Raw genomic sequence first — 24,411 nt, forward strand, 5'->3', positions numbered from 1 at the left:
ATCATCATGGAATATTTATTCTTAAATCCGCAAAATGAACAAAAAGCCTTTCTCGGTAAAGGCTGGGCATTTCCGCCGGCTTTTGACCGTACTACCGGCAAAGTAGGGATGGCACAATATGAAGAAGATATTGACCAGAGCCTGCGGATACTATTCAGTACCAGCGTGCGTGAACGGGTGCTACAACCAGATTTTGGCTGTAATCCTGAAGACTATGTTTTCTCTGCGCTCAACGTCACTTTTCTTACTTACCTGGAAGACCTGATCCGGAAAAATGTGGCTAAATACGAAGCGCGTATAAAAATATTGTCGCTCGTAATTGCACCCACAGAACTGGAAGGTACACTGGAAATACAGATGGACTATGTAGTCAGAACGACTAATAACAGGTTTAGCATCGTATACCCATTTTATAAACAAGAGGGCACAAACGTGGAGTTATGATACTACACTGCAACACATTACGCCATCCGTTGATACATGGAGGCACACAACAGCGGGACAGACTGCTGATCAGTCTTATTCCCGATCAGCTAAAGCTGGATGATCGCGCTATAGAAGAATTGATTGCCTTTGCAGGTGGATTGTCTGCGCATGTACGCCACTGGGGACCAGACAACAAGGAAGCCGGCGACTGGCTGCCTTTCTGGGAATCCGACACCACCAGTTTGTTAGCCATCCTCGCTGCTACTGACCTGGACAGTCCGCGTACGGCTTTCCGCTCAAAGGAAATATTGTATCGCCGCCGCAGAAAGCAGGAAGACATGGGCACCGCCAAACCCGGTGAACAGTCATCTGCTGCTATTATGGAGGAGATGATCAAAAGTACCGAATGCGGTATTTACGGCCTGGCGCTCACGATCCTTCACATCTGCCAGAAAATTCCGGTAGATCATCCGCTGAAACAGGATATCCTCAATGTGATCAGCAGCATGCTGCCGGATCCGCTTTATCGCCTGATACAATTTCATAAGGCCATAGATCCCAACGCGATTAAACTGTATGAAGGATTTATTGGTACCTACGGCTGTGCTGCGCCATGGGGGCTGAAAGACAAAGCTGCCTTCGAATGCATAGATTTCGTTTTACCTTATGAATATATCGATGAATTGTGGAGCCTTTTTCTGAAGTTCTACAAAGCATTATCCATCATACTGGAAAAAGTACGGAAAGCTTTTCAGAGCTCTCTCCGTTCCCGCCACAATCATGAACCACATATTGCACTGTTCATTACTTTCCTGCATCTTTTTAAACACCTGCAGGATGAACTCAACAGTCAGGTAGAAAAACATTTACTGTTTTATTACCACGATGTATTGCGCCTCGAAAAAAGGCAACTGGTGCCGGATAAAGTGCATGTGGTATTTGAGCTGGCACTCAAACTGCCACCACATCTCATCACTGCCGGTGCGGAACTCAAAGCAGGAGCGGACAGCAACGGGCTGCCCATGAGTTATGCATTGACAGATGAACTGGTGATTTCACCCGTAAAACTGGTGGAACGTCAGAACCTATACATGAGAGAAGAAATACAAGACGGCGTACCTATTAAACGTGCCTATGCGTTACCTGCTGCTGATAAAAGAGATGGCCTGGAAGAAGAGTGGCCGGCAGGCACGAAAGCATGGCGGGCGCTTTCGGGGGAAACAGTATACGACAGACTGATGTACCAGAACCGGAAAATTCAGGGCCTGCTGGATCAGTATGAAACACGTCCGGTAGCTGTGATCAAAGAGCAGATCAAACTGACTAAAAAACTGGAACAACTGCAGGCTTATGCAGGGTTTAGCGTAAGCAGTACAGAACTCTGGATGGCAAACGGTTTGGACCGGATGATTTCCATGGAGTTCCTGTGCAATGGTATCGATATAGTAGATATACTGGATAGCTTCGAGGTGGAAATTTCTACAGAAAAAGGTTTGATGAAGTTGAACCTGTATGATGGCAGCATTACTGACTATTATGGCACCTACAATAATACCGGCATGCCCGATGAAATGCTGACTAAAATCCGTAATGAGTTTTACGAAGCAGTAGGCTATGCACAGCAATCAGGCACTGCACCGGATGCCCAATTCAGCCTGTACAACAGGGTAGTGAGAGTAACACCATATAGTGGCGGTGTTCTGAACAAGGCAGAAATGGTGAAGAAAGATGGCATGACAGCCTGGACACAACGGATCGTCATCTGGTTACATCCAACATTCCCCGCTGTACTACCCATAGATGATCATACCCCTCCTTTTATCCGTTTTAAAACCAGGGATTTAAAGGAAGACGATATCACCGTATGGCAGGCGAAAGTGTTTACCTACAGTGGTGAATTGTACAGGTATGCAGAAACGCCATCGGATTTTCTGGGCCAGTTGATCCAACCTGGTCAGCCAGGTATCTTCTACCGGCAAACACCGGAAGGACAAGTGGAATCCAGGAATCAGCTGGTGATAGGTAAAACAACATCGGTCGTCTATATCCGGTTCCAGGAGTTGTTTTTCAAGGACCCTGCCTATTTTTATATGTGGCATGCCGGTAATGATTCCCTGTCTTTGAACAACAAATCATTTTTGTATAACGGGGACTGGAAGGTAATAACAGATAATGGCGGACCAGACATTACAGGATACACCGAAAAAGAAGGCCCACTGCAGGCGTCCGGGAAATTCCCGATAGACCTGTCCGGTAATGTATCCGGCTGGATCAGGATGGATGCCATCTGGGAGGGAGATAATTTTTATGTACTCGATGCCAATAATTTTGTATTTGCCTATCGTACTAACCCGGTAACTATCCTGGCAGATCAGATACTGTATCCCAGAACAGATGGAAGATTGTCCAGCAGACACTTTTTCAGCGCCTTCAACTCTTTGGGTAACTGGGAAGATTTATCTGGTGAAGGTATCAGTCCTGCACCGGTGATGAAGATGCCGGAACCACTACAGCCTATTGGCCCGGAATTGTTTGATGAGCGCCGTCCCAGGCCAGCTCCTGCCAATGGTAATCTCTTCCTCGGCTTTGAGCAACTGACTCCTGATCAAACATTGTCACTGCTATTTAAAACGGCACCCGGTACCGGTAATCCGGATCACTATGCGCCGGAGATAGCCTGGTCTTACCTCGCAGACACCTGGATAGAATTGCCGCCGCAGTATATACTCAAAGACACTACGCTGGGCATGCAGCAAACCGGTATTATCCTTTTCCAGATTCCGGATGATATCAAAAATGGTAATACTGCTATTACCGGAAAGGATGGTCGCACAGACCTTTACTGGCTGCGCGCTTCCGCGGTAGAAATACCCGAAGATGATGTTATGGTAGATGCCCTGCCTATGCTCATCGATATTCATGTAAATGCAGCAGAAGCTGAATTCCGCGATAATAATAACGCAGAAGATCACCTGGTTGATGGCATCCCGCCGTCCACGATCTCCGCTCTGAAATTCCGGGATGTGAGCGTGAAATCTGTCACCCAGCCTTATGCTTCTTTCCATGGCCGCACCTCCGAACAATCGGATCGGGATGGCTATCTCACACGGATACACGAAAGACTCCGTCATAAAGACAGGGCAGTCACCACCTGGGATTATGAAAGATTGCTGCTCGAAGCCTTCCCGGAAATAGATGTGTTGAAATGTTTGCCACATTCCCGCCGCATTTATACCGCCAGGCCGGGACATGTAACGGTAGCGGCTATACCGTTTCCCAATAAGATGACTGGCAACCGTATGTTTTATCCCATTTTTGAAGCAGGAGAACTGACCTCAATGAAACAATTCCTGGCCGCACGAAACAGTTATTTCGTGGGCGGATACGGAGAGCCTGGTTTCTGTTGCTGCAACGACGACTGCGGATGTGATGATGGACATGATCGCCTGGATGTTATCAACGCCCGGTTTGAACCCATCAGGATACGGGTGTGCGTACGTTTCTATCCGGGAAAAGATATTCCTTACTATACCAAGGCACTGAATGAAGCATTGAAATTATTCCTGGCGCCATGGGCTACCGGTAAGAAACCACTGCTGTTCGGTACGCCGGTTAACAGAACCCGTTTACTGCAGTTCCTGGAAAACCTCGACTACGTAGATGTGGTAACGAATCTTAAAATAAAGCATTTCTCTTCCCGGCAGATGGCGGAAGAGTTTGAGGATATCCTGGAATGGAGCGAGGTAGATGTGATTACACCGTATACTGCCGCCTCTGTACTTACCACTTACCTGGATCGCCTCAATGAAGACAATCCCAACGTAATAGATCACGACATTAACGTGATCAAAGACAACGACCGCTGCGCCTGTGGTGGTTGTGAGGAAGACCGGCCACCAACGTTAGCGGTTGATGAGTATGTAACACCAGCGCCGGAAAAAAAGGATACCTACCCGGTGCCTGCAAATGCAGACACGGTCAAGGTTCCGGATAACAGGCCGATGCCGGTTAAAACAGACACCGTGAAAGTACCAGCAGCGAAGGACCATACAAAGCAATTGCACGACTTGCTGGCAAAGGCCTGGCAGTCCCGGCTCATACATGCAGATGCGATTATTAAGGCCATGGTAAAAGTGCTGAAGAAAGAAGTGGAAGAAAAAATACTGATAGGTAAAATTCCAGCAGACCCACGAAAAGGACTTGCCGGAGAACATGCATACCGTATTACACCTGTGTTACAAAACAACCTGGTGACTGCCATGACAGTGGATCTTGCATTCACTGCCGGAAAATTCACTACTATCAAAATAGATAAGCCCCAAAAATAAATTAACGTATGAGTACTTCTCTCATCATACCTAAAGATCCGTTGTATCCACCTTCCATGGACTGGCAATTGCTGCGCCGGGAAGGGATCCGGCATATCGAAAATCTCGCTTCAGATATCTGGACAGATTATAATTTGCACGATCCGGGTATTACCATCCTCGAGATACTTTGTTATGCGATCACGGATCTGGGGTATAGAAGCAATATGTCGCCGGCCGACCTGTTTGCAGTGCCCAACAATGATTCATTTTACACCGCAGCCCAGATACTGCCCTGTGCCCCGGTAACCGCGCTGGATCTGCGGAAGATGCTGATCGATATGCCCGGTGTACAAAATGCCTGGGTGCAGCAACTGGAAGAAGCCGAAGTGCGCTTCTTCTGGCCGGATGGTTTCCTGGATGGATACGCCACGGCACAATTGCAGCCCTATTTCGATATGGTTGGAGGAACGATCACATTACCGAAGATAGATACTATCAATACGGAACTCCTGAAAGCTTTCAATAGCTGCATCAGTGATAAAGAAAAAGAAGCCGCCCGACAAAAGTTCCGGAAGGAACTACTGGATATGCTGCTGAAAGCTAATCCCGATGAAGGATTCAAAAAAGTGATGCTGCTCTACATGGCAGCAAATTACTACGATGAATCATTATTCTTTGTGGAAAGCTACCTGCTCACCCTGGATGTTCCATTAGATCCTGCAGACGACTTCAATTCCTTAATCAACTGGCTGGCCGCACTGCGCAGCGATATGGGCGGATTCAACGGCTTGAGCGATCTGATTGCATTGATAGATAACATCAAGGAGCTGCAGGCATTCTTCTACTTTGATCCTTTATTATGCCTTTATTTCGCAGGTAGTTTGCGTATCGGTGAATTGCCCGAAAAAGATCAGCCGGCAGATTATAACCTCTTCCTGCCACAAGGCATCTATAGTGTTACACTGCGACTGGAAGAAGGGTTTGAAGGAGAGGAAGCGGATATCATTGCAGAAGCTAAAAAAAGACTGCATCACGTACGCAATCTCAGCGAAGATTTTCATCCGGACGTGCATATTTCGGAAACGGTGGGGTTGGGGCTGGACCTGGCGTTGGAGCTGGATCCTGCCGCTGATAAATGGGAGGTGCTGGCCAACGTATATCGTGCCGTAGCACATTATTTATCTCCCGTTATCCGTTTCTACAGCCTGGAAGAAATGATGTATCGCTATGCACAGTTTGAGGTAGACGCTGCGGTAATAGACGCATTACAAGCGGCACAGCTTCCGGATGATTTGACAACTGCCCTGCAAAGTTTATTGCATAAACGTATCACCGGAGATGCCGCCTTCAAAGCCGCCGTAACAGGGGTATGGGATCCGGTTGCCATGGATGATTATTACAGCGATGTGTTCATTCAGGCAAAAAAATATTATAACGCAGACCCCGTGTATAAAGGACCTTTGCTGCAGCATGGCTTTATTGATGAAGCTGAACTGCTGCAGGCACAGCCCCGGCAAACGGTATACCGTTCCGATCTTTACCAGATTATAGCCGCAGTAACAGGTGTGGTGCAGATCGAAAGACTGGATATGTACCTCTGCAAAGATCGTGATGAAGAGGTGAGTGCCGAAAAATGGTGTATTGAGTTAGACTGCAAATGTCTCCCTGCTCTCAGCATTGATTGTTCGTCTTTTGCGGTCATCTCCCATTACAAAGAAGTGCAGGTAGACATGCTCCGGCTGAAAGAATACCTGGATGTACACCCGGACAGTACCACCAAAATAAACCGGGAACAGCAACAGGATCTGCCGGTGCCGGATGGTCGTGTGCTGACCGATCTGACGGACTTTACCAGTGTACAGGAAGATTTCCCGCGTACCTATAAAATCGGTAATACCGGGATTTCTAAAAAGCAACCAGAACTTCGCCAGGCGCAGGCCAAACAGTTGAAGGGATATCTTTTTTTCTATGACCAGCTGCTAGCTAACTATCTGACTCAGCTTTCCAGTGTAAAAACTTTTCTGTCTGTTAAAGGTGATGATGCCACCATGTATCAGGCATTGTACAACATCCCCGGCATAAAAGAATTATTGCTGGATTATAAAGGAGCGCAGGTAGTGGAATCCACCCTCAATAAAGTAGACCCAAATCCGGAATGGGAGGCGTTTAAAGCCGATAACCAAAACGCTTACATCACCGCATTGAAGCAGCTCACAGAAGGTAGTGATACCGATCAGCAAATTTACCATAACCGCCTGCTGGATCATATGCTGGCGCGCTTCGGGGAACAGTTCACCGACTATGCACTTCAGTTGTACCGCATCGAAATGCCGCTCTCTGATGGAGATGCATGGGCTATCGATGAAGGGCTGCCGGAAAGTATTGCAGATAAACAACGCTTCCTGCAACAGGTGCCTGCATTAGGAGCCAAACGCGGCAGCGGCTTTATATACCAGTTTGAAAAAGATGAGTTGCGTTATTGGAAAACAGATAACGTAGAAGGTGTTCGTAAAAGAGTATGCGCTATCCTGGGCATGTCTGATGCTACCAGGCACACCATCACCTGCGAGCCCGTATTTGAAGTAGGTGTAGGCGAAACGGACAACCTCGGAAATACCAGTGCTGAAACAGAGTATGTGTTTTATATCCGGCCACAAGGTGCTGGTGGTGCACGTTTGCTGGTGAGCGTTGAACGATTCAGGAGTTTTGAACAGGCTAAAAAAGCAAGACTCGATTTCCTCAACAGGGCTGGTGATGGCAGCGCCTACGATATCGTGGAGGAGAATGTGGTTGGCTTCTGGCTGAATATACCGCCCGCTTCACGCACTATTAAAAATGCGCTGATGCTGGAACCTACACCAGGTCGTGAAGGGGCTGCAAAACGATTGGAATATCTCAGGGGCCTGGCCTCCGGGAACTGCAATGACGACAGTTTTCACCTGCTGGAACATATTCTTTTACGGCCGCGTAATACCACTTTTACACAGTTGTTAACCCCTATGATCTGTTGTCCGGAAGATGTGACACTGTTAGATCCATACTCCTTCTGGATCACCATCGCATTGCCGGACTGGGCAGATCGCTTTAAGGATAGTGACCGGCTGGAAGTGTTTATGCAAACGCTTCGCCGTGAAATGCCCGCGCATCTTTCCGTACGGTATGTGTTGTTAAGCAGAACAGATATGCTGGCATTTGAGGCCACCTATAACGAATGGATAAAACGGCTTTGCACAAAGCAACAGCCGGGTCTCGCTGAAGCCAATGATGCATTGGTAACGCTGATGAATAACTGGAAGGAAAATCAGATTCATTATTTCTAACAACCCGATTCATGAAAGAAGCTATTGATACCTGTTTTGCCGGCAACGGCGTAGTTTGCGGTCTTGAAGTACACGTAAATACAGACTGCTCTATTGAAGTAACAGAAGGTACCGTGATACTCCCTGATGGTACAATATTACATACGCCGCAAAAGAAGTTCCGGTATTACGTAAAGCCCCTGCCCGCAGGGAATGATAATGGGGAGACGACCACCAATAACAGTCAGGCGGTAAGTCAGTTTATGCTCGCTTACCTGAAGCTGGATAAGCTGGATCCGAAACATATGGAGTTCCTGCAACTGGCAGCAGACGGTGCAGCACCAGATACCGTTGACTCCCTGAAGCAACAGCATCCCGATGATATTCCGGAACGGAATCTTAACAGGGATAAGATTATTTTATTATTGGCACTCCCCGGTAGTGAAGAGTCGGGCCCTGATTTATACTGGATACTCGTTACCCGCAATGCCATGGCAAGGGCAGTAGGTATAGAAGCACCGAAAGAAGACGATGACCAGTCGCTTTTTTCTAAAGCATTTTCGCCAGATGATATTGATATTGCCGCAGTAGATTCCTTTCTGCGCCCCGTATTGCAATTGCCGCTGTTAACCATTCCCCGCTTCGGTTACCGGAAACTGGCGATTGTTAACCCGGCAATAGGTTTAAAGGAAAGTAACCTGCAACCACCTTTCCAGACGGTGACTACCTACGAGCAGATCTTCTTTGAATACAAAGGTATCATCGACGATTATATGCAGGAATTCCGCGATGCATTAAAATTATTGCATGACCTCTTTGGTCCGCTGCTTTCTCATAAGGGCGCAGCTACGCTGGAGTTGTACCGGAAGATCCTTGTGCTTAAACTGAATGCTTTTTATGAAGAAGGATTACATCTCTATTACATTCAATACGTGTACGACTGGTTACGAGATCTGACTACGGCTTATAACGAACTGGTGCTAAAACTGAATGGCTACCGTGGCAAATGCACCTGTACAGATCTCACGGCACAGGACAGCAAAGGTTTAGTGGTATTGCTGGGACCTGTTCTCGGCGGCCGCACTACCTACCAGCCCCTGATATTCCGCGACCTGGCCATCATCGCAGAAAGAGATGCGGCTATCCGGGAAGTACGTTGTATGCACTGGCGCATGATGGTGATGATACGTACTTTCGATCTTCCCTTTTTACAACTGGATAAAGCCCTGGCCTACACCAACCAGGCGATAGAGGATAAACTGGATTCAACAGACTACTGGGAGTCGCTCGTTAATCCCGATGACAATGATGAGTTTAGAAATCTTCCTATAAAGTTAACGCCTACACGTAGTAATGCGGGCCCGTTAGGTAAAACGGCTATTCCTTATTATTACCCGCTGGACAGCAACAGCGTTTATTCTGTGCACCAGTTCTGGGATTATGAAACCACTGTGTTGCGGCGTACAGATACCTTATTGTCGTACAATGCATATTTGGGTGATGAAGATAAATCTTCTACTGATGTGATCAACGATAGCTACAGCTCCCGGCCGGAAGTATTGATGCCACTGGCTTTCAACTTTGAATCCATGCACTGGTTGCGGGTGGAAGGACATATGGGAAAAGCTATTGCTTTAAATGGTGATAGCAAAACCTTTTATCTCGAAGGTTTTGATCTGGGGAAATACCTGCTGGAGTACAATCTCTGTGTAGATGTGATTGCCGTGATGATTAACAGTGCCACCACGATCGCGCAGCTGCAATACCTGCCCGGGCTGGAGCATCGGCCTGCATTGCAACAGGGACAAACACTGGTATTGGTCTTCACCAACAACGATGAACAGATAGAACTGAATGAGTGCAGCAAAACAGACCGGGCGGAAATAAAAGAATACACCGTTGTGGCTGATTTCTTTTTGCCATACCGATTTGACTGTTGCCCGGTTACGAGTATTGATTATTACACCCTGAACCCGCAGCCAATAAATCGTGGGTGATCAACAACATATCATCGGACGGATGGAAGTGCAGGTTAATGCCTCCCAACCATTGCTGGCTGCTCAATTGCAACAGCAACTGGGCTACCGTTTGCATACAGCAGATTTTATCCGGCAGCTGTCGGCCATGCTGGATGGGTTGGTTGGTGAAACGGAATATATAGAGATTCCAACCATTTCTGTTTCGCTGGATTGCATCGATGATACCGGTTTTCATGAACAATTATTATCACAGCTGTCTATTGCCATCAAAGAACAGCTGGCAAAGCAACAGCCGGAAAATATTATCCTGACTAACGGTAGTGAATACACGACTGCACTTCGCCTGTTCTTTTTAAAATATGGGATCCGTGCTTTTTACAATGGTGCGGATATGATCACCGCATTGCAGGAGGAAATAAAAGCATTACCCGGCAAGGAACAGCCAGAGCTGGAAACGCTGTTGAAAAATGTGGGTAGGGAAGATCCGATTGTATGGACGCGATTATATTATTTGCTGGGGGCTGTTGGTATGAAGCAATTTTTCATACGTACATTTTCCTGCAACGAAGCCACCCTGAAGGGGCTGATGGAGCAGGAATCTGCAAGGACAGGTAAACCGATTTCGTACGCCACTGCGGCTCAAGGTAACGCCGCTGTTTCGGATACTGCCACAGTTTTACCCAACAACTTATTGCCAATTGCGGAGCAGTGGCCGGTATTTTTTCAACACATGCTGTTGGGAAATGAACGGCCGCTTTTTGTTCCAACGGTGACCAACAAAGAAAATACAGGCACTTCCTCCCGTACTAACGCTGTTAATCCTCCTGTTACTTCAGCTGCTTCTCCGGCAGTAGTTGCCATGTCGCTGGCTGCGCAGCTGCAACGGGGACTGCAAATCGAAAATGCAGGACTGGTATTACTCTGGATGGAATGTGGCCGCCTTTTCAGAACGTTAGGTTATGTGGTGGACCGGCAATTTATTGATGCAACCGCACAGCAACGGGCCATCCTGTTGCTACATTATATCTGTTACGGCAATGCCGCCATCGGAGGAGAAGAAGACTGGCTGTTGAATAAACTGCTCTGCGACTGGCCCCTGCATATGCCCGTAGATCCGGTACTGGCGCCAGATGACGCAGCGAAGCAGGCAGCAGAAGAAATGCTGACAGCCTACATGGAAGCATGGCGCAAAGACCGGAAATTTTCTACCGCCTGGTTCAGTACTGCTTTCCTGCAAAGAGAAGGACAGCTGTCACGCCGCAACGATGGCGCCTGGATGTTGACCGTAAATACCCGGACGGAAGATATTCTCATTAACAAGGTATCGATGGTGAAATATGCCTGGATGCCACAAATATTATACGTGCAGTGGTAAGCTGCAGCTATATATTGATTTACCCTGAAATGACTCCATGAGCGAAAGCGGTGTCCATAACGCGCCTCCCAAGGCAGGCCTCAAAGCAGGTAAACTTTTCCGGAAAGAAGAGTCGCCGCAGCGGCGTGCGTCCCAACAGGCACCACCTTTTTTTGCCGCTACTATTTCCCGGGAAATGGATACAGAAGCAGCCATGCCGGATATTCAATCCTTATTTATACCTGGAATTAGCAGGTCGGCCGAAGCCGCGTCCGTGCAGGCAAAATGCAAAGACTGCGAACAGGAAGAAGAAATTAAACGCACTGTATCAGAAGAGGAAGCACCCGTGCAGGCGAAATGCAAAGACTGTGAACAGGAAGAAGAAATAAAACGCACTGCATCGGAAGAAGAGGCATCGGTGCAGGCAAAATGCAAAGACTGTGAACAGGAAGAAGAAATAAAACGCACCACATCGGAAGAAGAAACCTCCGTGCAGGCAAAAAGTACAGAAGAGGAAGCGCCCGTACAACGTTCTGCTGAGGAAGAAGAAACTGTACAGGCAAAATGTGCAGATTGTGAAGGCGCAGAGCAGCTGCATGCCAAGCCAGACGATACTACCACCACAGTTCCCATGCCGGTGCAGGCCAGTCTGAAAGTAGGCAGCCCCGATGATCCACAGGAAATAGAAGCCGACCGGATGGCCGAAAAAGTATTGCGCATGCCGCAACTATCATTTACCGGTGGTGGTGGCAGTCGCCCGGAAGGTAATGGCAATAATAATATTCAACGGAGTGAGGAGGAGGGTGAAGAGGTACTCACCAAACCTGTAAAAGGATTACAACGTGCCGGCGATGGTAGTTTCCATACCAGCGATAGTTTTTCTGCCCGCCTCAAAACAAGTGAGTCCGGAACTCCACTGGCCGAACCGGTGCGGAAAAACATGGAAAGTGCATTCCAGGCCGATTTCAGCGCAGTGCGTATTCATACCGGCACAGAAGCCGCTTCGCTGAGCCAGGAGATCGGGGCACAGGCATTTGCGTACCAGCATCATATTTATTTCGGAGAAAACAAGTACCAGCCGGAATCGACCAATGGGCGTTTCCTGTTGGCACATGAACTTACGCATACTGTCCAACAGGGCGCTGCTAAAACCGTGCAACGTGATGAAGAGAAAGGGGAAGAAAAAGAAACCTCCTGGACAGATATGCTGCTCAATGGCGCTGAATCTGTATTGCAATCGCATTTACCGGCAGATATCTACGAGTTCTATAAAGAGGTAAAAACACAAGGTGTTTTTGGTTATATCAAAGGCGCATTGTTTGGCCTTTTCCGGGAACTCTTCAATGGATTAGGGTTTTCAGATGAGCAGTTTATGCTCATCATCCAGATATTTATCCATCTTAAAAATCAGCTCCCGGTTATCCTCGATGGGCTTTCCAAAGGTGATTGTAAGCCGTTGTTTGCTGCATTGAACCTGCTCTCTGTGGTGGTGAAAGCCATTGCCGGTGCTGTATGGGACCGGCTGATGGAAGCCATTGAGCCACTGCGACAATGGCTGAATAAGATCTGGGATACCTATATGGCACCCGCTCTCGACAAGGTCACCGCCTTTGCTGGCAAAGTGTGGGACCGCATCAAAGATTTTGGCAGATGGATCTGGAATAAATTTGATGCCATCATCATTCAACCCTACCGCGATGCCTGGGCCTGGATCTGTAAAAAACTGGGTATCAACAGTTCCGATGAAGGTGGTTTCATGGACTTTGTATCTGCTAAATTAAACGAAGCGTGGCAGTTTATTAAAACACAGCTACGCCCGGTGATAGAACCAATACAGAGCGTGATCAGCGGGATCGGCGCCATGATTAATATGGATGCTATCCGCAAGTTGCAGGACGACGCCACCAAGTGGCTGGACAGTGTAGCAGATACAGCTACTGCCATGGGTAATGATGATGATGCGGTGGCCAACAAACAAATGACCCTGCGGGATGTATTACTGCCGGCCCTTAACAAATCGATCGACCGGATTAAAGTAACCATCATTGCCGCGGGCCAATGGGTATTGGAAAAAGTAAATAATATAGCCGTTAACGTAAGTAGCTTCTTCAGTGGGCTGCAGAGCAATGAATATCTCAGCCCGGTGTATTCGCTGGTGAGCTGGGTCCCTAAAGCTATCGACAGTATCAAGGATTGGGCGGAAGATAAAGTCGTGTGGATCTTTGAACGTATTTATGCCGGCATGGAAGACGTGCGCGCATTTATGCAGCGCGTAATAGATATGCTCCTGAAGCTGGTGGCGGTAGCAGGTAATGTGCTGGACTTTTTGGGAGACTTCATCCTCGGGCCTTTTGCTCTGGTACCGAAGTGTATCAAAGATCCTGTCATGGACTGGCTCACGGAAGTGATCCTGAAAAAGATACCAGTCATTGCCGAATTCATAGACCTGAAAGAAAAGTGGCCGCAGATCAAAGCTGCAGCGCTTACCGTGATACAACAGGTGTTCGTGGATGGTAAACTGGCCCGGGGACTCTGGACGTTCTTCCGCAATCTCCTGAGTTTAATTGGCATCGATCCAACGCTCGTCACCGCCGTGATTGCCAAAGCTGCGCACAACTTCTCCGACATCATCAAAAAACCGGGAGAATTCCTGAAGAATGTATGGAACGTGATCAAAGGAGGCTTTGTCCGCTTCTATGATAATCTTGGTACACACATGCTGCACGGCGCGCTGGAATGGTTGTTTGGTGAAGTGAAAGGAGCCGTAGCAGTAGCGCCGCCATCTGATTTTAGTCTCCGGAATATATTGGGATATGTGCTGGATCTTTTCGGCATCAACATGGAGAATGTATACAAACGGATGGAAGAGAATCCTAAGATAGGCAAGGAGCGTGTAGCCAAAATGCGGAAAATGCAGGATGTGTTGACAGGCGCCCTGGAATGGGTGACTGTTTGGATAAAGGAAGGCGCAGAAGGACTGCTCCGCAAAGCCAAAGCAAAACTGGACGACCTCACGGATATGGTTATCAGCGGCATTGTTAGCTGGGTGTCAGAAAAAATATCTGCAGAAATTATGAAGCGCCTGGCTACCAGCGCTGATCCGCTGGGCATAGGCGCTACCATCAATACCCTTATCCTGGTGTATGATACCATGAAGACAGGTATTGCCTATGTAAACAAAATGCTCAACCTGGCGAACCAGGCCATGGATAACCTGGCAGAAATCATTGGCGGAAAACTGGAGCACGCACAGATAGCTTTTGAAGAAGTGCTGGCCAAGGCTGTACCTGTGGTAATAGGATTTTCGGTAGAAGTCATTATCGGACCTGTAGGAGATAAGATCAAAGATATCGTAACCGCTGGCCGTAAAAAGGTAGATGATGCCATAGACTGGCTGATCAATGGTGCGCTCAGCGTGATAGATACGATCCTTAAAGCAGGAAAGGCCGCATTGAATAAAGTGCTGGGATGGCTGGGACTTCGTAAGGAGTTTAAAGCCGAAGACGGAGAAATGCATACCATCTCTTTTGCCGGTTCGGAACAAAGTGCGCAGCTGATGGTACAGAGTACCCCCATGAAGTTTGACAATTGGCTGGCTGCCATTGTAGTTGATAAACCACGCAGTCCGGAAGGAAAGAAAATGCAGGCCAGGAAGGACAAAGCAAAAAATAAATATGCACAGATTACGGCAGTTGAAAAGAAGAAAGAAACACCTAAATATACAGCGGAAGACAAAGAAAAAGAGATCAGGGCACTGATGGATCAACTAAGCGTTATAATGGGACCGTTGTTCAAGAAAGACATCGTCGGATTTATTGATCCGGAACTGACGTTTGGCGCCCTTAACGCAACGACCCAATTCGGTACGGAAATGCATACGAAAAAACTGACGAAGAAGAGCAAGCTGGTGGGCACTGAACCGAATCAGGGTATGGCTCCTGCGTCATATAAAAATATGAAACGCCGTAGGAAAGATAGCGGTCCATACTATATACTCGGGCATTTGTTAAATCAACAAGTGGGAGGAAGCGGGGATGACTACAGAAACCTGACTCCGTTGACCGGAAAGGCAAATGCTACTCATCGTGACATGGTAGAGCAAAATGTTAAAAAAGCCGTGGAAAGCGGTCTAATGGTGGACTACCTGGTGAAACCCAGTTATAGCCTGACGACACCGGCTCCATGGTCGGCAGCAGAAGCCGCCAAAATACCTCCCGGAGAGGATTTGAAAGAGATACTTTCCATTAGAAAGGATGAGCGGAATGTGCCATCCTCCCTTAGTTGTACAGCATTATTTGTGGATCCTGCTACCTTGAAACAAACGAAAATAGTAAGTAAAACGATAGATAATAAAGTCGATCAGCGACCTGAATCCTATTATTTAACCGAACGGACGAAGGATCCTGTATACCTGGATTGTGGAAACGCCAAAAAAATAGAGAAAGGAATTGACAACATGACAGCGGACTGGGCCAAGGCGATTGTTAAGATCATGAAGGACCGTAAAGGTGTAAGATTTGCCACTTACCAGTCGCTCATTGAGTATAAACTGAACGGTAAGTTTGTATTCAGTAAAAGAGAACGGGATAAGCTAAATCTGATACTGGCTCCAGCATATGTAAAACTATATACAACATAAAATCTATGAGAAGCTTCATTCAAATGTTATTGGCATTGCTTACACTTACGGTGATGATCTGGGTGGTATGGCAGGGATACTTGCTCTTAAGGCAGGAGCAGCTGGGCCTGGAACCTGGTACGCGGGCCATGGTGATCATCTTTGCAGCAGTGGGTATTATTTGCACCTTCATCCTCAGTAATGCCATCAGCAATCATAGTGATAAAATTATGATGGGAAAACAATTCACCTATCGGGCAGACCTATACGAAAAATGCCTGGATGCCTGGCAGTCTGTAGTAGATGAACTGGCTGCGGAGCAACAGGAGAAAGTAAACCTCGATTTTCAGGAATTTGAAGTTCAGTTGGGCTTGATCGCATCTGCTAAAGTAATCAAAGCATTCCGCGAACTGCAACAGGCTGCGGCAACAGATGGTGTACATGCAGCCGCATCAGTGGCCGCATGGCAACGGTTGCTGCTGGCTATGCRCGAGGACATGGGAATCACGACCGATTATTTCGTGAAAAAAGAAATTCAACATCTCTCTAAATAATAATACCATGGCTGTAAAAAAACAACTGCGCCGAAAAAAGAACAAAGGAGAAGGAAGGCCGGCGCAGCAATTCTTCCAGGCGGAGCCATCGCATGAAACGGCAGAAGCAAATGCACAGTTTTTTCCGCCAGGTGCAAAGCCACAAGCCAAACTAACCGTCAGCACTCCCGGTGATCCACAGGAACAGGAAGCCGATCAAATGGCCGATAAGGTGATACAACGCGCTTCTATAGATACCCATAACATGGATCAGCGTGATGACCAGGTAGGCATCGCCACTAAAAAAGAAGGTAGTGCTGCATCCGCGCCTAAAGCAGTAGGGAATGCACATGCACCATCCGGTGTGGTGCCCAAAGGCGGCGGCAATACGCTGCCCACCGGTACTGCCGCAGAGATGTCCGGTAGCTTCGGTTATGATTTTGGTAAGGTGCGTATTCACACCGGCACGGAAGCACAGACCGCCGCAGCACAACTACAGGCGCAGGCATTTACTTATGGAGGTGAAATTTATTTCAATAAAGGAAAATATAACCCCGGTACCCGGGAGGGCAAATGGCTGCTGGCACATGAACTAACGCATGTGGTACAGCAACAGGGGCAGCAACTCAGCATCGTACAAAAGAAAGATGTACCGGAAATATCTACTCCCGTACCTAAGAAAATGAAAACAGACAAAGACACCGCTGGTCACGTGCTGAGTGCATCCGGACAAGTGGGTAAAGTGAAAGTAATCATATTACCGGATATCATAGGAGAGGTGCCGCCGGGAAAATCTGCGATGACCCGTACCTCCTACGTGGCAGGAGGCCCGTCTTACGAATCTAAAAATGATAAGATATCTAAAATCGTAGGATCCGCTACCCTGGAAATTACGATTCAAACCACCTATAAGCCAGGGGCTGATCCTAAGTCTACCTCTGTCTATGGACGCGGTACTACCAAAAAGGATAAGAAAACTGGTCATACTACGCTGCGTTTTCATGAAGGTAGTCATGGCTCTTTTGTATTCAGTTACCTGGCCAAACATAAGGTGCCATCCTTTGGCGGAGCCGTAGGGCAATCCGTTGACAAATTTGTAGAAGCGGGCGAAAAATACAACGAAAAAGTAGCGGAGTATATGGCTAAGCTGGATGCTGCCAACGAAAAAGCAGTGGATTGTACAGGCACAAAAGATGCTGCCTGCAAACCCTGATGACCCTGAAAAATTAATATTATGTATTGGAAGAAAAAAGAAACCATCTCCACGTCGGAGGAAACAGAAGAAACCGCGGTACCCGGTGTCATCGGGCAGTCTTTCCTGGCGGCATCGATGTCGGTGTTGCTGAAAGTGGCCGCAGCAAGACTGGATCATTACTTCGGTAAACAGGCGGATTTTGTGCAGCCGCCATTTGAATTAACAGACGACGACTCTCCACTGGCGAGATATGTGATAGATAATCATCTTTCTGTGGAAGAATATATTACGCTGATGCTGGCTATCTCTCCACATGCGCATCCGGATCTCTTCACGTCCCTGATCAGGCAGTACATGCCTAAAGGAGGCGATTTCCCGGAGTTTGGCGGGGTGAAAGGGGGCAACTACCGCGGGATCATTCCTACGGGAGAAACGGCCCTTTTCCTGCTCGCGGGGATGAACATGGATATGCGCCTGCATTATTCCTCCTGGTTGAAAGGAGAAGTGTATGGCGGGAAAATAAACGGCGCGGCGGTAGAACGCCCCACCATTTTCCAGACGGGCATCATCACGCTGGAAGACATGCGGGAAGGAGAACCTGAAATGAGTGGTCGGTTATTACTTTCTCAATCAAGACTGGCGGAATTCCTTACCGGCAGAAAATGGCGGCCTTCTTTTGGCTCTAATTTCCCGGCCACTTTGCTGGAAACAAAAATGGAATGGAATGATATTGTCATCTCCCGGCAAACAGATCGTGAACTGAAAATGATCCGGCACTGGCTGAAATATCATGGCCGCATAGCGTCGGATGCCAACCTGGGCAGAAGGACCAAGCCTGGCTACCGTGCCCTGTTCTATGGCCCTCCGGGAACCGGGAAAACGTTGACGGCCAGTTTGCTCGGAAAGCAGTTCGGACTGGATGTATACCGGATCGACCTGTCCCTGGTTGTATCAAAATATATCGGGGAAACAGAGAAAAACCTCCAGCAGATATTTGATAGGGCAGAAGACTGGATCCTGTTTTTTGATGAGGCAGATGCATTATTCGGTAAGCGTACCAACGTACAATCTGCGCACGATCGTTTCGCTAACCAGGAAGTATCTTATCTCCTGCAAAAAATTGAGGAGCATCCCGGATTGGTGATCCTGGCGACCAACTTCCGTAATAATATGGACCAGGCCTTTATCCGCCGGTTCCAGACAGTGGTGCCTTTCAACCCACCTAATGAACAAGAAAGCCTGGTGCTGTGGAATAATACCATGCCGGCAGATATCCCCTGGAGTGAAGATATCAGTCTGCAGGACTTCGCCAGGAAATATGAACTGACGGGCGCATCTATTCTCAACATTGTGCAGGCTGCCTCTATCCGTGCATTATCGGAAGACAGGCCCATAGATACGCAGGACCTGCTGGAAGGAATACAGCATGAGTATTATAAAAATGGGAAGTCGGTTTAACGGGAACAGGTATACGTAGCTGCTGGCTATTTAATAATAGCATTGCGGCAGTAGGGGGAATTCCCTACTGTCGCAGTTGATATCAGAACGTTTCATTAAAAGGCTCGGGCAACGTATACCCGTTGGCGTAAGGTACCGTGGCTTTCTTTACGGGCCCTTTGTTATCGCAACGATATTTCTCCAGCAGGAGATCATATACTTTTTTGCTATTTCGTTCAAAGCGGAATTTAATTTCGAAGCACCTGCTATGGCTGCTATCACTACCATCCTCGTATGCATAATCTGTGGTGATATGGAAGAGGGGCTGCAGTTTTCCCTGATGAAAAGCCACTATATCGGACCAGGATACATTATCTCCCATATGGGTAAGTCCTCCCTCGAGTATAATCGCCACATGTTCATCACCCATGCGCAATAACTTGCTGAAGTGACCGGAGTAGCCATACATGCCGCCACCGCCGGCGTTTAATAAAAATGTTTGCAGCTGCCATTTATCGCCAGATTTGGCGAAGAGCAGGATGTCGCACCAGCCGACAGAAGCACCGTACTGAGGCCCCTGGATAGCAAATACAGCTACGCAGTACAGCATCTTGTCATCTTTGAAAAAGCGTAGTGTATCCAGCTCACGGTTCATTTTTTCTGTCCCAACGCCAACTGCCGCTTCCAGGGAAACGGTATCATATACGGCCTTCGCCAGGCGAATCACCTGTGCCTTGGTCAGATCAGGCTGGGTAGGTACGTTCAGGCTCCAGTTGTCCGATGGGCGGGTGCTGCTGATTAATTTGATGCCGGCAATTTTCCAGACGTTATCTTTTTTCCGCAACTGGAACTGTTGTACAAAGGTGCCACTGCCATTGGCAGGATCTTCTACATATACGGTAGCTTCTATGTTAATATCGTTTTGCCCGATCGACAGGGGAGCCGGCTGGGTTTTCAGTATCCTGGCAGCGGTGATGCCGCCATACATATTAATGCTGGAAAACTGTGCCGGTGTACCCCAACGGCCACCGGTACAATAGTTATAAGCACGATTGTATTGACGTTGATCCAGTGCCGTTATAAAAGAATCGACTACTTCAGCCGGCATCAACGGGGGCTTTACCACCGGCATATCGGGAGAGGCGGTAGTAATCGTATCGCCGTTGCCTTTTGGATAATAGGTGATGATGCGGACAATGCTGAATTTCAATTTACCGTTTTCGGTAACGGTTTGTTTTAGCCAGTTGCCGGGTGCATCGTATTCGTACTGGTAAGTACGCACCGTGGCGGTATTTTTTCCGCTGCTGGTCATCGCGGAGATATCTCCCTGCTGATTCAGCTCAATACTGCTGAAACTATTATTGTCCGGTGATTTTGCCTGTATAATTTTGGTTTTGTAGGCTTGTCCTTTTGTATCAAATTCGTTCACATACAAGATGTCGTTTCCCTCACTCACGATATGCTGTTCCGTTAACTCCCCGGTTTTACGATAGGCGTAAGTGAAATTGGTGACTGCTTTATCAGGTATGGAGGTCTGTGTGTTTTGAACAATCATCCCTTTTTTATCATAGCCGAATATTTCCTCCATGACAACGGTATTCCTGTTTTCATCATAGTAACCATAAGTACTGATTTTCTCCAGCTTGTCATGATCATCATAATGATATACTTTTTTCTGAAATCCGGTGATGCTGTCCAGGTGATTGTTGGAATAAAAATACCTGCTGTCTGTGGTGTTTTTTTCTTTGTTGCTGTAGTAGCTCTGTTTTAATAGCATCCCGGCGGTGCTATAATCGGTATTGTTGCAGTAGAAGGTGGTTTCTTTCTGGCCATTGGCGGCGTACCCGTAAGTACATTCCTTCAGGGATTTTACTGGTCCCCGGAGTATCCAGTCTTTGGTGGTAATAGCACCGCGTACGGATAAATGTTGTCTACGTAAATTTTCATTGATATCCTGGGCATAGGTTTTTAAGGATAACAAACACAGGGCAGTTAATAATACCAGCTTATTCATCAATATATTCCAGTTTGAACGGTTTCAAATATAGGAATAAATAAACCCTTTCATTCTTTGTATTAAAAAGTTATTTTGTACGCTGATTTACACCCATAACTGCATATTTATATGATGAAGTACTGTTTTTCCCGTTTGATGTTGATACTAACGCTGTCTGCCGGCTGCATGTCCTGTGCCCATACTCCTAAGCACGGTGATTCCGTACAAGATAAGAATACGGGATGGATATCCCTTTTTAACGGCAAGGATATCAACGACTGGATTGTGAAAATTCATCATCATGAAGTGGGTGATAATTTTGGGAATACTTTCCGGGTAGAGGATAGCATCATTAAAGTGCGCTATGACCAGTATGGCGATTTTAATGAACAGTTTGGCCATCTGTATTACAAGCAACCTTTTTCATATTATCATTTGAAATTTGAATACCGGTTTGTAGGGAAATGGTGCCCTACCGCGCCGGAATATACCCTGCTGAACAGCGGTGTGATGTTTCATTCGCAGGATCCCCGGACCATGCCCAAAGAGCAGGACTGGCCTATTTCCATAGAAATGCAGTTGCTGGCCGGTTTGGGAGACGGTAAGCCCAGACCTACCGGTAACATGTGCTCGCCGGGCACCAATGTGGTGTACAAAGGGCAACTGGAGCCGCAGCATTGCCTGGAGTCTACTTCCAAAACCTATGAAGGGGAACAGTGGGTACGTGGAGAATTGATTGTGCTGGGAGATTCCCTGATCACACATATTATCAACGGAGATACCGTATTGCAATATTCCAAACCACAGATTGGTGGTGGCGTAGTCAATAACTATGATCCTGCCATTAAGATTGATGGAAAGTTATTGTCTGAAGGGTTTATTGCATTGCAGAGCGAAGGTCAGCCGGTGGATTTCAGGAGGATAGAAATAAAGAACCTGGCGCCGGCTAAGAAGCCGTAAGTAATAGGCTATGACAAAGAACCCAAGGCAGACATTACCAGCATAACCCAATACATTTTAAAGACCGGCAACTGGCCGGTCTTTTTTTATTCCCGTTTTTTTCTATCTTTGTAAGATGGCTATTGTCTAAAATATCTTCACATCGCCGGTTTCACGGCTTCCTCCTTTCCAACAGACTGGAAGGGTTTACCTTTTTTATTTAATAGTGTACGCTGGGAAATCTGAACCATCATTAATATGGTTGCGTTTAAGCGTATATAAATATCACAATTTTAGCATCATGTCATCATTCTCCATTCATATACGTCCTGAAAATATCACAGACGTAAAAACAGTTTTTGAAGTAGAAGCCGCCGCATTTAAACGGGAAGAAGAAGCGATTCTGGTAGATCGGCTACGGACAGGTACCGCCTTTATTCCCGGGCTTTCACTGGTAGCAGAACGGGACAATAAAATAGTAGGACATATCCTGTTTACTGACTTGCCTGTTAACTCCGGTAAGGGGTTGATTTCCGGTGTGCTGGCAATGGCGCCGGTAGCAGTATTGCCCGCATATCAAAACCAGGGTATTGGTGCATTGTTGATCCAGAGGGGATTGGAAGTAGCCACGGATATGGGTTATAAAGCGGTGGTTGTATTAGGTCATGAACATTATTATCCAAAATTTGGATTCCGGCCGGCGGTTAAATGGAATATAAAAGCGCCGATGGAAGTGCCAGACAATAATTTTATGGCATTGGAATTAATACCAGGTGCGTTGGATACTATTTCCGGCGTAGTCGTATATGCACCAGAATTTGGAATTGAATAAAATAATGACCATAACAAAGCGACTTCCTTTTTAGGGGAAGTCGCTTGCATCATTGGATCGGCTATAAAACTATCTTTATTTTGTGGTTTGGCCGCCATCAATCACATACTGTGCACCGGTAATAAACTGACTATCGTCAGAGCCAAGGAACAATACGAGTTTGCTGATTTCAAGCGGATCGGCATATCTGCCCAATGGAATGCTGGCTGCAAAAGCTTTCTGCACATCTGCACCTTTGCCAGGTTCATATCCTTCTTCGATAGAACGCATCATCCTGTTATCTACCGGTGACGGATGTATGGAGTTCACCCGGATCTTTCTCGGAGCGGCTTCCAGTGCGGCCGTTTTCATAATGCCTAAGGTGGCATGTTTACTGGTCGTATAGGCAACAAAGTTAGGTGATGCCGTTAACCCTGCTACAGAAGAGGTGATGATCATGCTACCACCATCATTCATTTGCGGCAGTACATATTTACAGCCCAGGAAAACGCCTTTTACGTTTACAGCTATCACTTTGTCAAATACTTCTTCCGGGAAATCTATAATAGGTTTTACTACACCTTCTATACCTGCATTGTTAAAGAAAATGTCAATCTTACCGAATTTTTGCACGGCCTCCTTTGCATATCTTTCTACATCGGCAGCAATGGTTACGTTGGCAGCTACATAGGCTGCATTGCTTCCTAATGCTGCTGTTACTTTCTTTAAGGAGGCCTCATCGAGGTCTACCAATATTACTTTAGCACCTTCTTCGATAAATAATTTAGCTGTTGTTTGTCCGATGCTTCCTGCGCCGCCCGTGATCAGGGCAACCTTGTTCTCCAGTCGTTTCATATTTTATATTTTAAAGTAACTCAATACAAATATTGAGCTGTAACGCATTACAGTGGCTGCGGGAGGTAAATAGGTGGGTTTGTTTTTTTGTATGGCAAAGGTACAGCATTTGTGTTAGGGGTGGCAATGGTTTAACGTTTCAATAAGATATATAAAAAGTCTGCATGAATAAATTTATTCTTCCAGCTTTATTTTTTCTGTAATCAGGTTACATAGCCGTATAAAGGTTTTACGATCGCTGTCAGACAGGATTTGCTGCAGCTGGAGCGACATCGTTTTCCGGAGTTTTTTGGCCTGGCTCACCAGTTTTACGGCTTTAGGCGTTACTGCATTGAAGTAAATACGCCGGTCTGCTGTATCCCGCTTTTGTACAATCAATCCATCTTCCATCAGCTTTTTTATTTGTCGGGAAATAGCTGGTGGGGAAATTCTGAATTGTTTTGCGAGCTGCCCTGTGGCAGTTTCTCCACTACGTATAATAAAGTCCAGGATGAGGTATTGTGTGGCAGTTAGCTGCTCCGTACTGAATTTGTTTACCTGCGCAATAATCAGGCATTGCAGATTTGTATAGGCTTGCTCGAATTGTTCAGCTGGTTGTCCGGGCATAATAATTGCTATTTGTTAACAAAGTTAATCATTTACTATGTTAACCATTTAAT

General features: G+C 46.9%; 14 protein-coding genes. 11 read left to right on the forward strand and 3 right to left on the reverse strand.

The features are described from left to right. Nucleotides 1-6 precede the first annotated feature (6 nt). From AC1DP6_RS13465 to AC1DP6_RS13505, 9 genes are read left to right on the forward strand one after another with little or no spacing between them, the layout of a single operon-like run. Complete coding sequence (locus tag AC1DP6_RS13465) at nucleotides 7-444, forward strand: GPW/gp25 family protein (RefSeq protein WP_441574767.1); 438 nt, start codon at nucleotides 7-9, stop codon at nucleotides 442-444. Further along, nucleotides 441-4,754 carry a hypothetical protein gene (locus tag AC1DP6_RS13470; RefSeq protein WP_477055301.1) on the forward strand — a complete coding sequence of 1,438 codons (4,314 nt, stop codon included), beginning with the start codon at nucleotides 441-443 and terminating at the stop codon, nucleotides 4,752-4,754. The genes AC1DP6_RS13465 and AC1DP6_RS13470 overlap by 4 nt, the downstream gene beginning before the upstream one ends. A gap of 8 nt (nucleotides 4,755-4,762) precedes the next feature. Continuing rightward, nucleotides 4,763-8,056 (forward strand): hypothetical protein, encoded by a 3,294-nt coding sequence (locus AC1DP6_RS13475; RefSeq protein WP_477055302.1) that lies wholly within the window; start codon nucleotides 4,763-4,765, stop codon nucleotides 8,054-8,056. 11 nt (nucleotides 8,057-8,067) lie between these two features. Beyond that, nucleotides 8,068-10,032 carry a hypothetical protein gene (locus AC1DP6_RS13480; protein ID WP_477055303.1) on the forward strand — a complete coding sequence of 655 codons (1,965 nt, stop codon included), beginning with the start codon at nucleotides 8,068-8,070 and terminating at the stop codon, nucleotides 10,030-10,032. Then, nucleotides 10,025-11,389 (forward strand): contractile injection system tape measure protein, encoded by a 1,365-nt coding sequence (locus AC1DP6_RS13485; protein WP_477055304.1) that lies wholly within the window; start codon nucleotides 10,025-10,027, stop codon nucleotides 11,387-11,389. Before AC1DP6_RS13480 ends, AC1DP6_RS13485 begins: the two co-directional genes overlap by 8 nt. Before the next feature lie 37 nt (nucleotides 11,390-11,426). Further along, nucleotides 11,427-16,007, forward strand: coding sequence for an eCIS core domain-containing protein (locus tag AC1DP6_RS13490; RefSeq protein ID WP_477055305.1), 4,581 nt, complete (start codon nucleotides 11,427-11,429; stop codon nucleotides 16,005-16,007). Between the two features lie 5 nt (nucleotides 16,008-16,012). Next, complete coding sequence (locus AC1DP6_RS13495; RefSeq protein WP_477055306.1) at nucleotides 16,013-16,540, forward strand: hypothetical protein; 528 nt, start codon at nucleotides 16,013-16,015, stop codon at nucleotides 16,538-16,540. Between the two features lie 7 nt (nucleotides 16,541-16,547). Then, nucleotides 16,548-17,732: an eCIS core domain-containing protein gene (locus AC1DP6_RS13500; protein ID WP_477055307.1), complete on the forward strand. Its 1,185-nt coding sequence runs from the start codon at nucleotides 16,548-16,550 to the stop codon at nucleotides 17,730-17,732. A gap of 21 nt (nucleotides 17,733-17,753) precedes the next feature. Further along, entirely contained in the window at nucleotides 17,754-19,172 is a 1,419-nt protein-coding gene (locus AC1DP6_RS13505) for an ATP-binding protein (protein ID WP_477055308.1), read from the forward strand. Between the two features lie 82 nt (nucleotides 19,173-19,254). Here AC1DP6_RS13505 and AC1DP6_RS13510 read toward each other — a convergent pair whose 3' ends face one another. After that, entirely contained in the window at nucleotides 19,255-21,165 is a 1,911-nt protein-coding gene (locus AC1DP6_RS13510) for a hypothetical protein (protein WP_477055309.1), read from the reverse strand. Between the two features lie 111 nt (nucleotides 21,166-21,276). On the opposite strand from AC1DP6_RS13510, the gene AC1DP6_RS13515 reads away from it, so the two are divergent. Beyond that, nucleotides 21,277-22,107 carry a 3-keto-disaccharide hydrolase gene (locus AC1DP6_RS13515; RefSeq protein WP_477055310.1) on the forward strand — a complete coding sequence of 277 codons (831 nt, stop codon included), beginning with the start codon at nucleotides 21,277-21,279 and terminating at the stop codon, nucleotides 22,105-22,107. Nucleotides 22,108-22,387: 280 nt separating this feature from the next. Continuing rightward, nucleotides 22,388-22,918: a GNAT family N-acetyltransferase gene (locus AC1DP6_RS13520; RefSeq protein ID WP_477055311.1), complete on the forward strand. Its 531-nt coding sequence runs from the start codon at nucleotides 22,388-22,390 to the stop codon at nucleotides 22,916-22,918. Nucleotides 22,919-22,993: 75 nt separating this feature from the next. Here AC1DP6_RS13520 and AC1DP6_RS13525 read toward each other — a convergent pair whose 3' ends face one another. Both AC1DP6_RS13525 and AC1DP6_RS13530 read right to left on the reverse strand, forming a co-directional pair. Beyond that, nucleotides 22,994-23,752 carry an SDR family NAD(P)-dependent oxidoreductase gene (locus tag AC1DP6_RS13525; protein WP_477055312.1) on the reverse strand — a complete coding sequence of 253 codons (759 nt, stop codon included), beginning with the start codon at nucleotides 23,750-23,752 and terminating at the stop codon, nucleotides 22,994-22,996. A 174-nt stretch (nucleotides 23,753-23,926) separates the two neighbouring features. Beyond that, on the reverse strand, nucleotides 23,927-24,358 hold the full coding sequence (locus tag AC1DP6_RS13530; RefSeq protein ID WP_477024861.1) for a MarR family winged helix-turn-helix transcriptional regulator: 432 nt from the start codon (nucleotides 24,356-24,358) through the stop codon (nucleotides 23,927-23,929). Between the last annotated feature and the right edge of the window lie 53 nt (nucleotides 24,359-24,411).

The organism is Chitinophaga sp. 01L420, from assembly GCF_056399985.1.

What these genes read in the sequence shown, in the direction of transcription:
- AC1DP6_RS13465 (WP_441574767.1), top strand. Translation starts at nt 7, where the DNA reads ATGGAATATTTATTCTTAAATCCGCAAAATGAACAAAAAGCCTTTCTC.
- AC1DP6_RS13470 (WP_477055301.1), top strand. Translation starts at nt 441, where the DNA reads ATGATACTACACTGCAACACATTACGCCATCCGTTGATACATGGAGGC.
- AC1DP6_RS13475 (WP_477055302.1), top strand. Translation starts at nt 4,763, where the DNA reads ATGAGTACTTCTCTCATCATACCTAAAGATCCGTTGTATCCACCTTCC.
- AC1DP6_RS13480 (WP_477055303.1), top strand. Translation starts at nt 8,068, where the DNA reads ATGAAAGAAGCTATTGATACCTGTTTTGCCGGCAACGGCGTAGTTTGC.
- AC1DP6_RS13490 (WP_477055305.1), top strand. Translation starts at nt 11,427, where the DNA reads ATGAGCGAAAGCGGTGTCCATAACGCGCCTCCCAAGGCAGGCCTCAAA.
- AC1DP6_RS13500 (WP_477055307.1), top strand. Translation starts at nt 16,548, where the DNA reads ATGGCTGTAAAAAAACAACTGCGCCGAAAAAAGAACAAAGGAGAAGGA.
- AC1DP6_RS13505 (WP_477055308.1), top strand. Translation starts at nt 17,754, where the DNA reads ATGTATTGGAAGAAAAAAGAAACCATCTCCACGTCGGAGGAAACAGAA.
- AC1DP6_RS13510 (WP_477055309.1), bottom strand. Translation starts at nt 21,165, where the DNA reads ATGAATAAGCTGGTATTATTAACTGCCCTGTGTTTGTTATCCTTAAAA.
- AC1DP6_RS13515 (WP_477055310.1), top strand. Translation starts at nt 21,277, where the DNA reads ATGATGAAGTACTGTTTTTCCCGTTTGATGTTGATACTAACGCTGTCT.
- AC1DP6_RS13520 (WP_477055311.1), top strand. Translation starts at nt 22,388, where the DNA reads ATGTCATCATTCTCCATTCATATACGTCCTGAAAATATCACAGACGTA.
- AC1DP6_RS13525 (WP_477055312.1), bottom strand. Translation starts at nt 23,752, where the DNA reads ATGAAACGACTGGAGAACAAGGTTGCCCTGATCACGGGCGGCGCAGGA.
- AC1DP6_RS13530 (WP_477024861.1), bottom strand. Translation starts at nt 24,358, where the DNA reads ATGCCCGGACAACCAGCTGAACAATTCGAGCAAGCCTATACAAATCTG.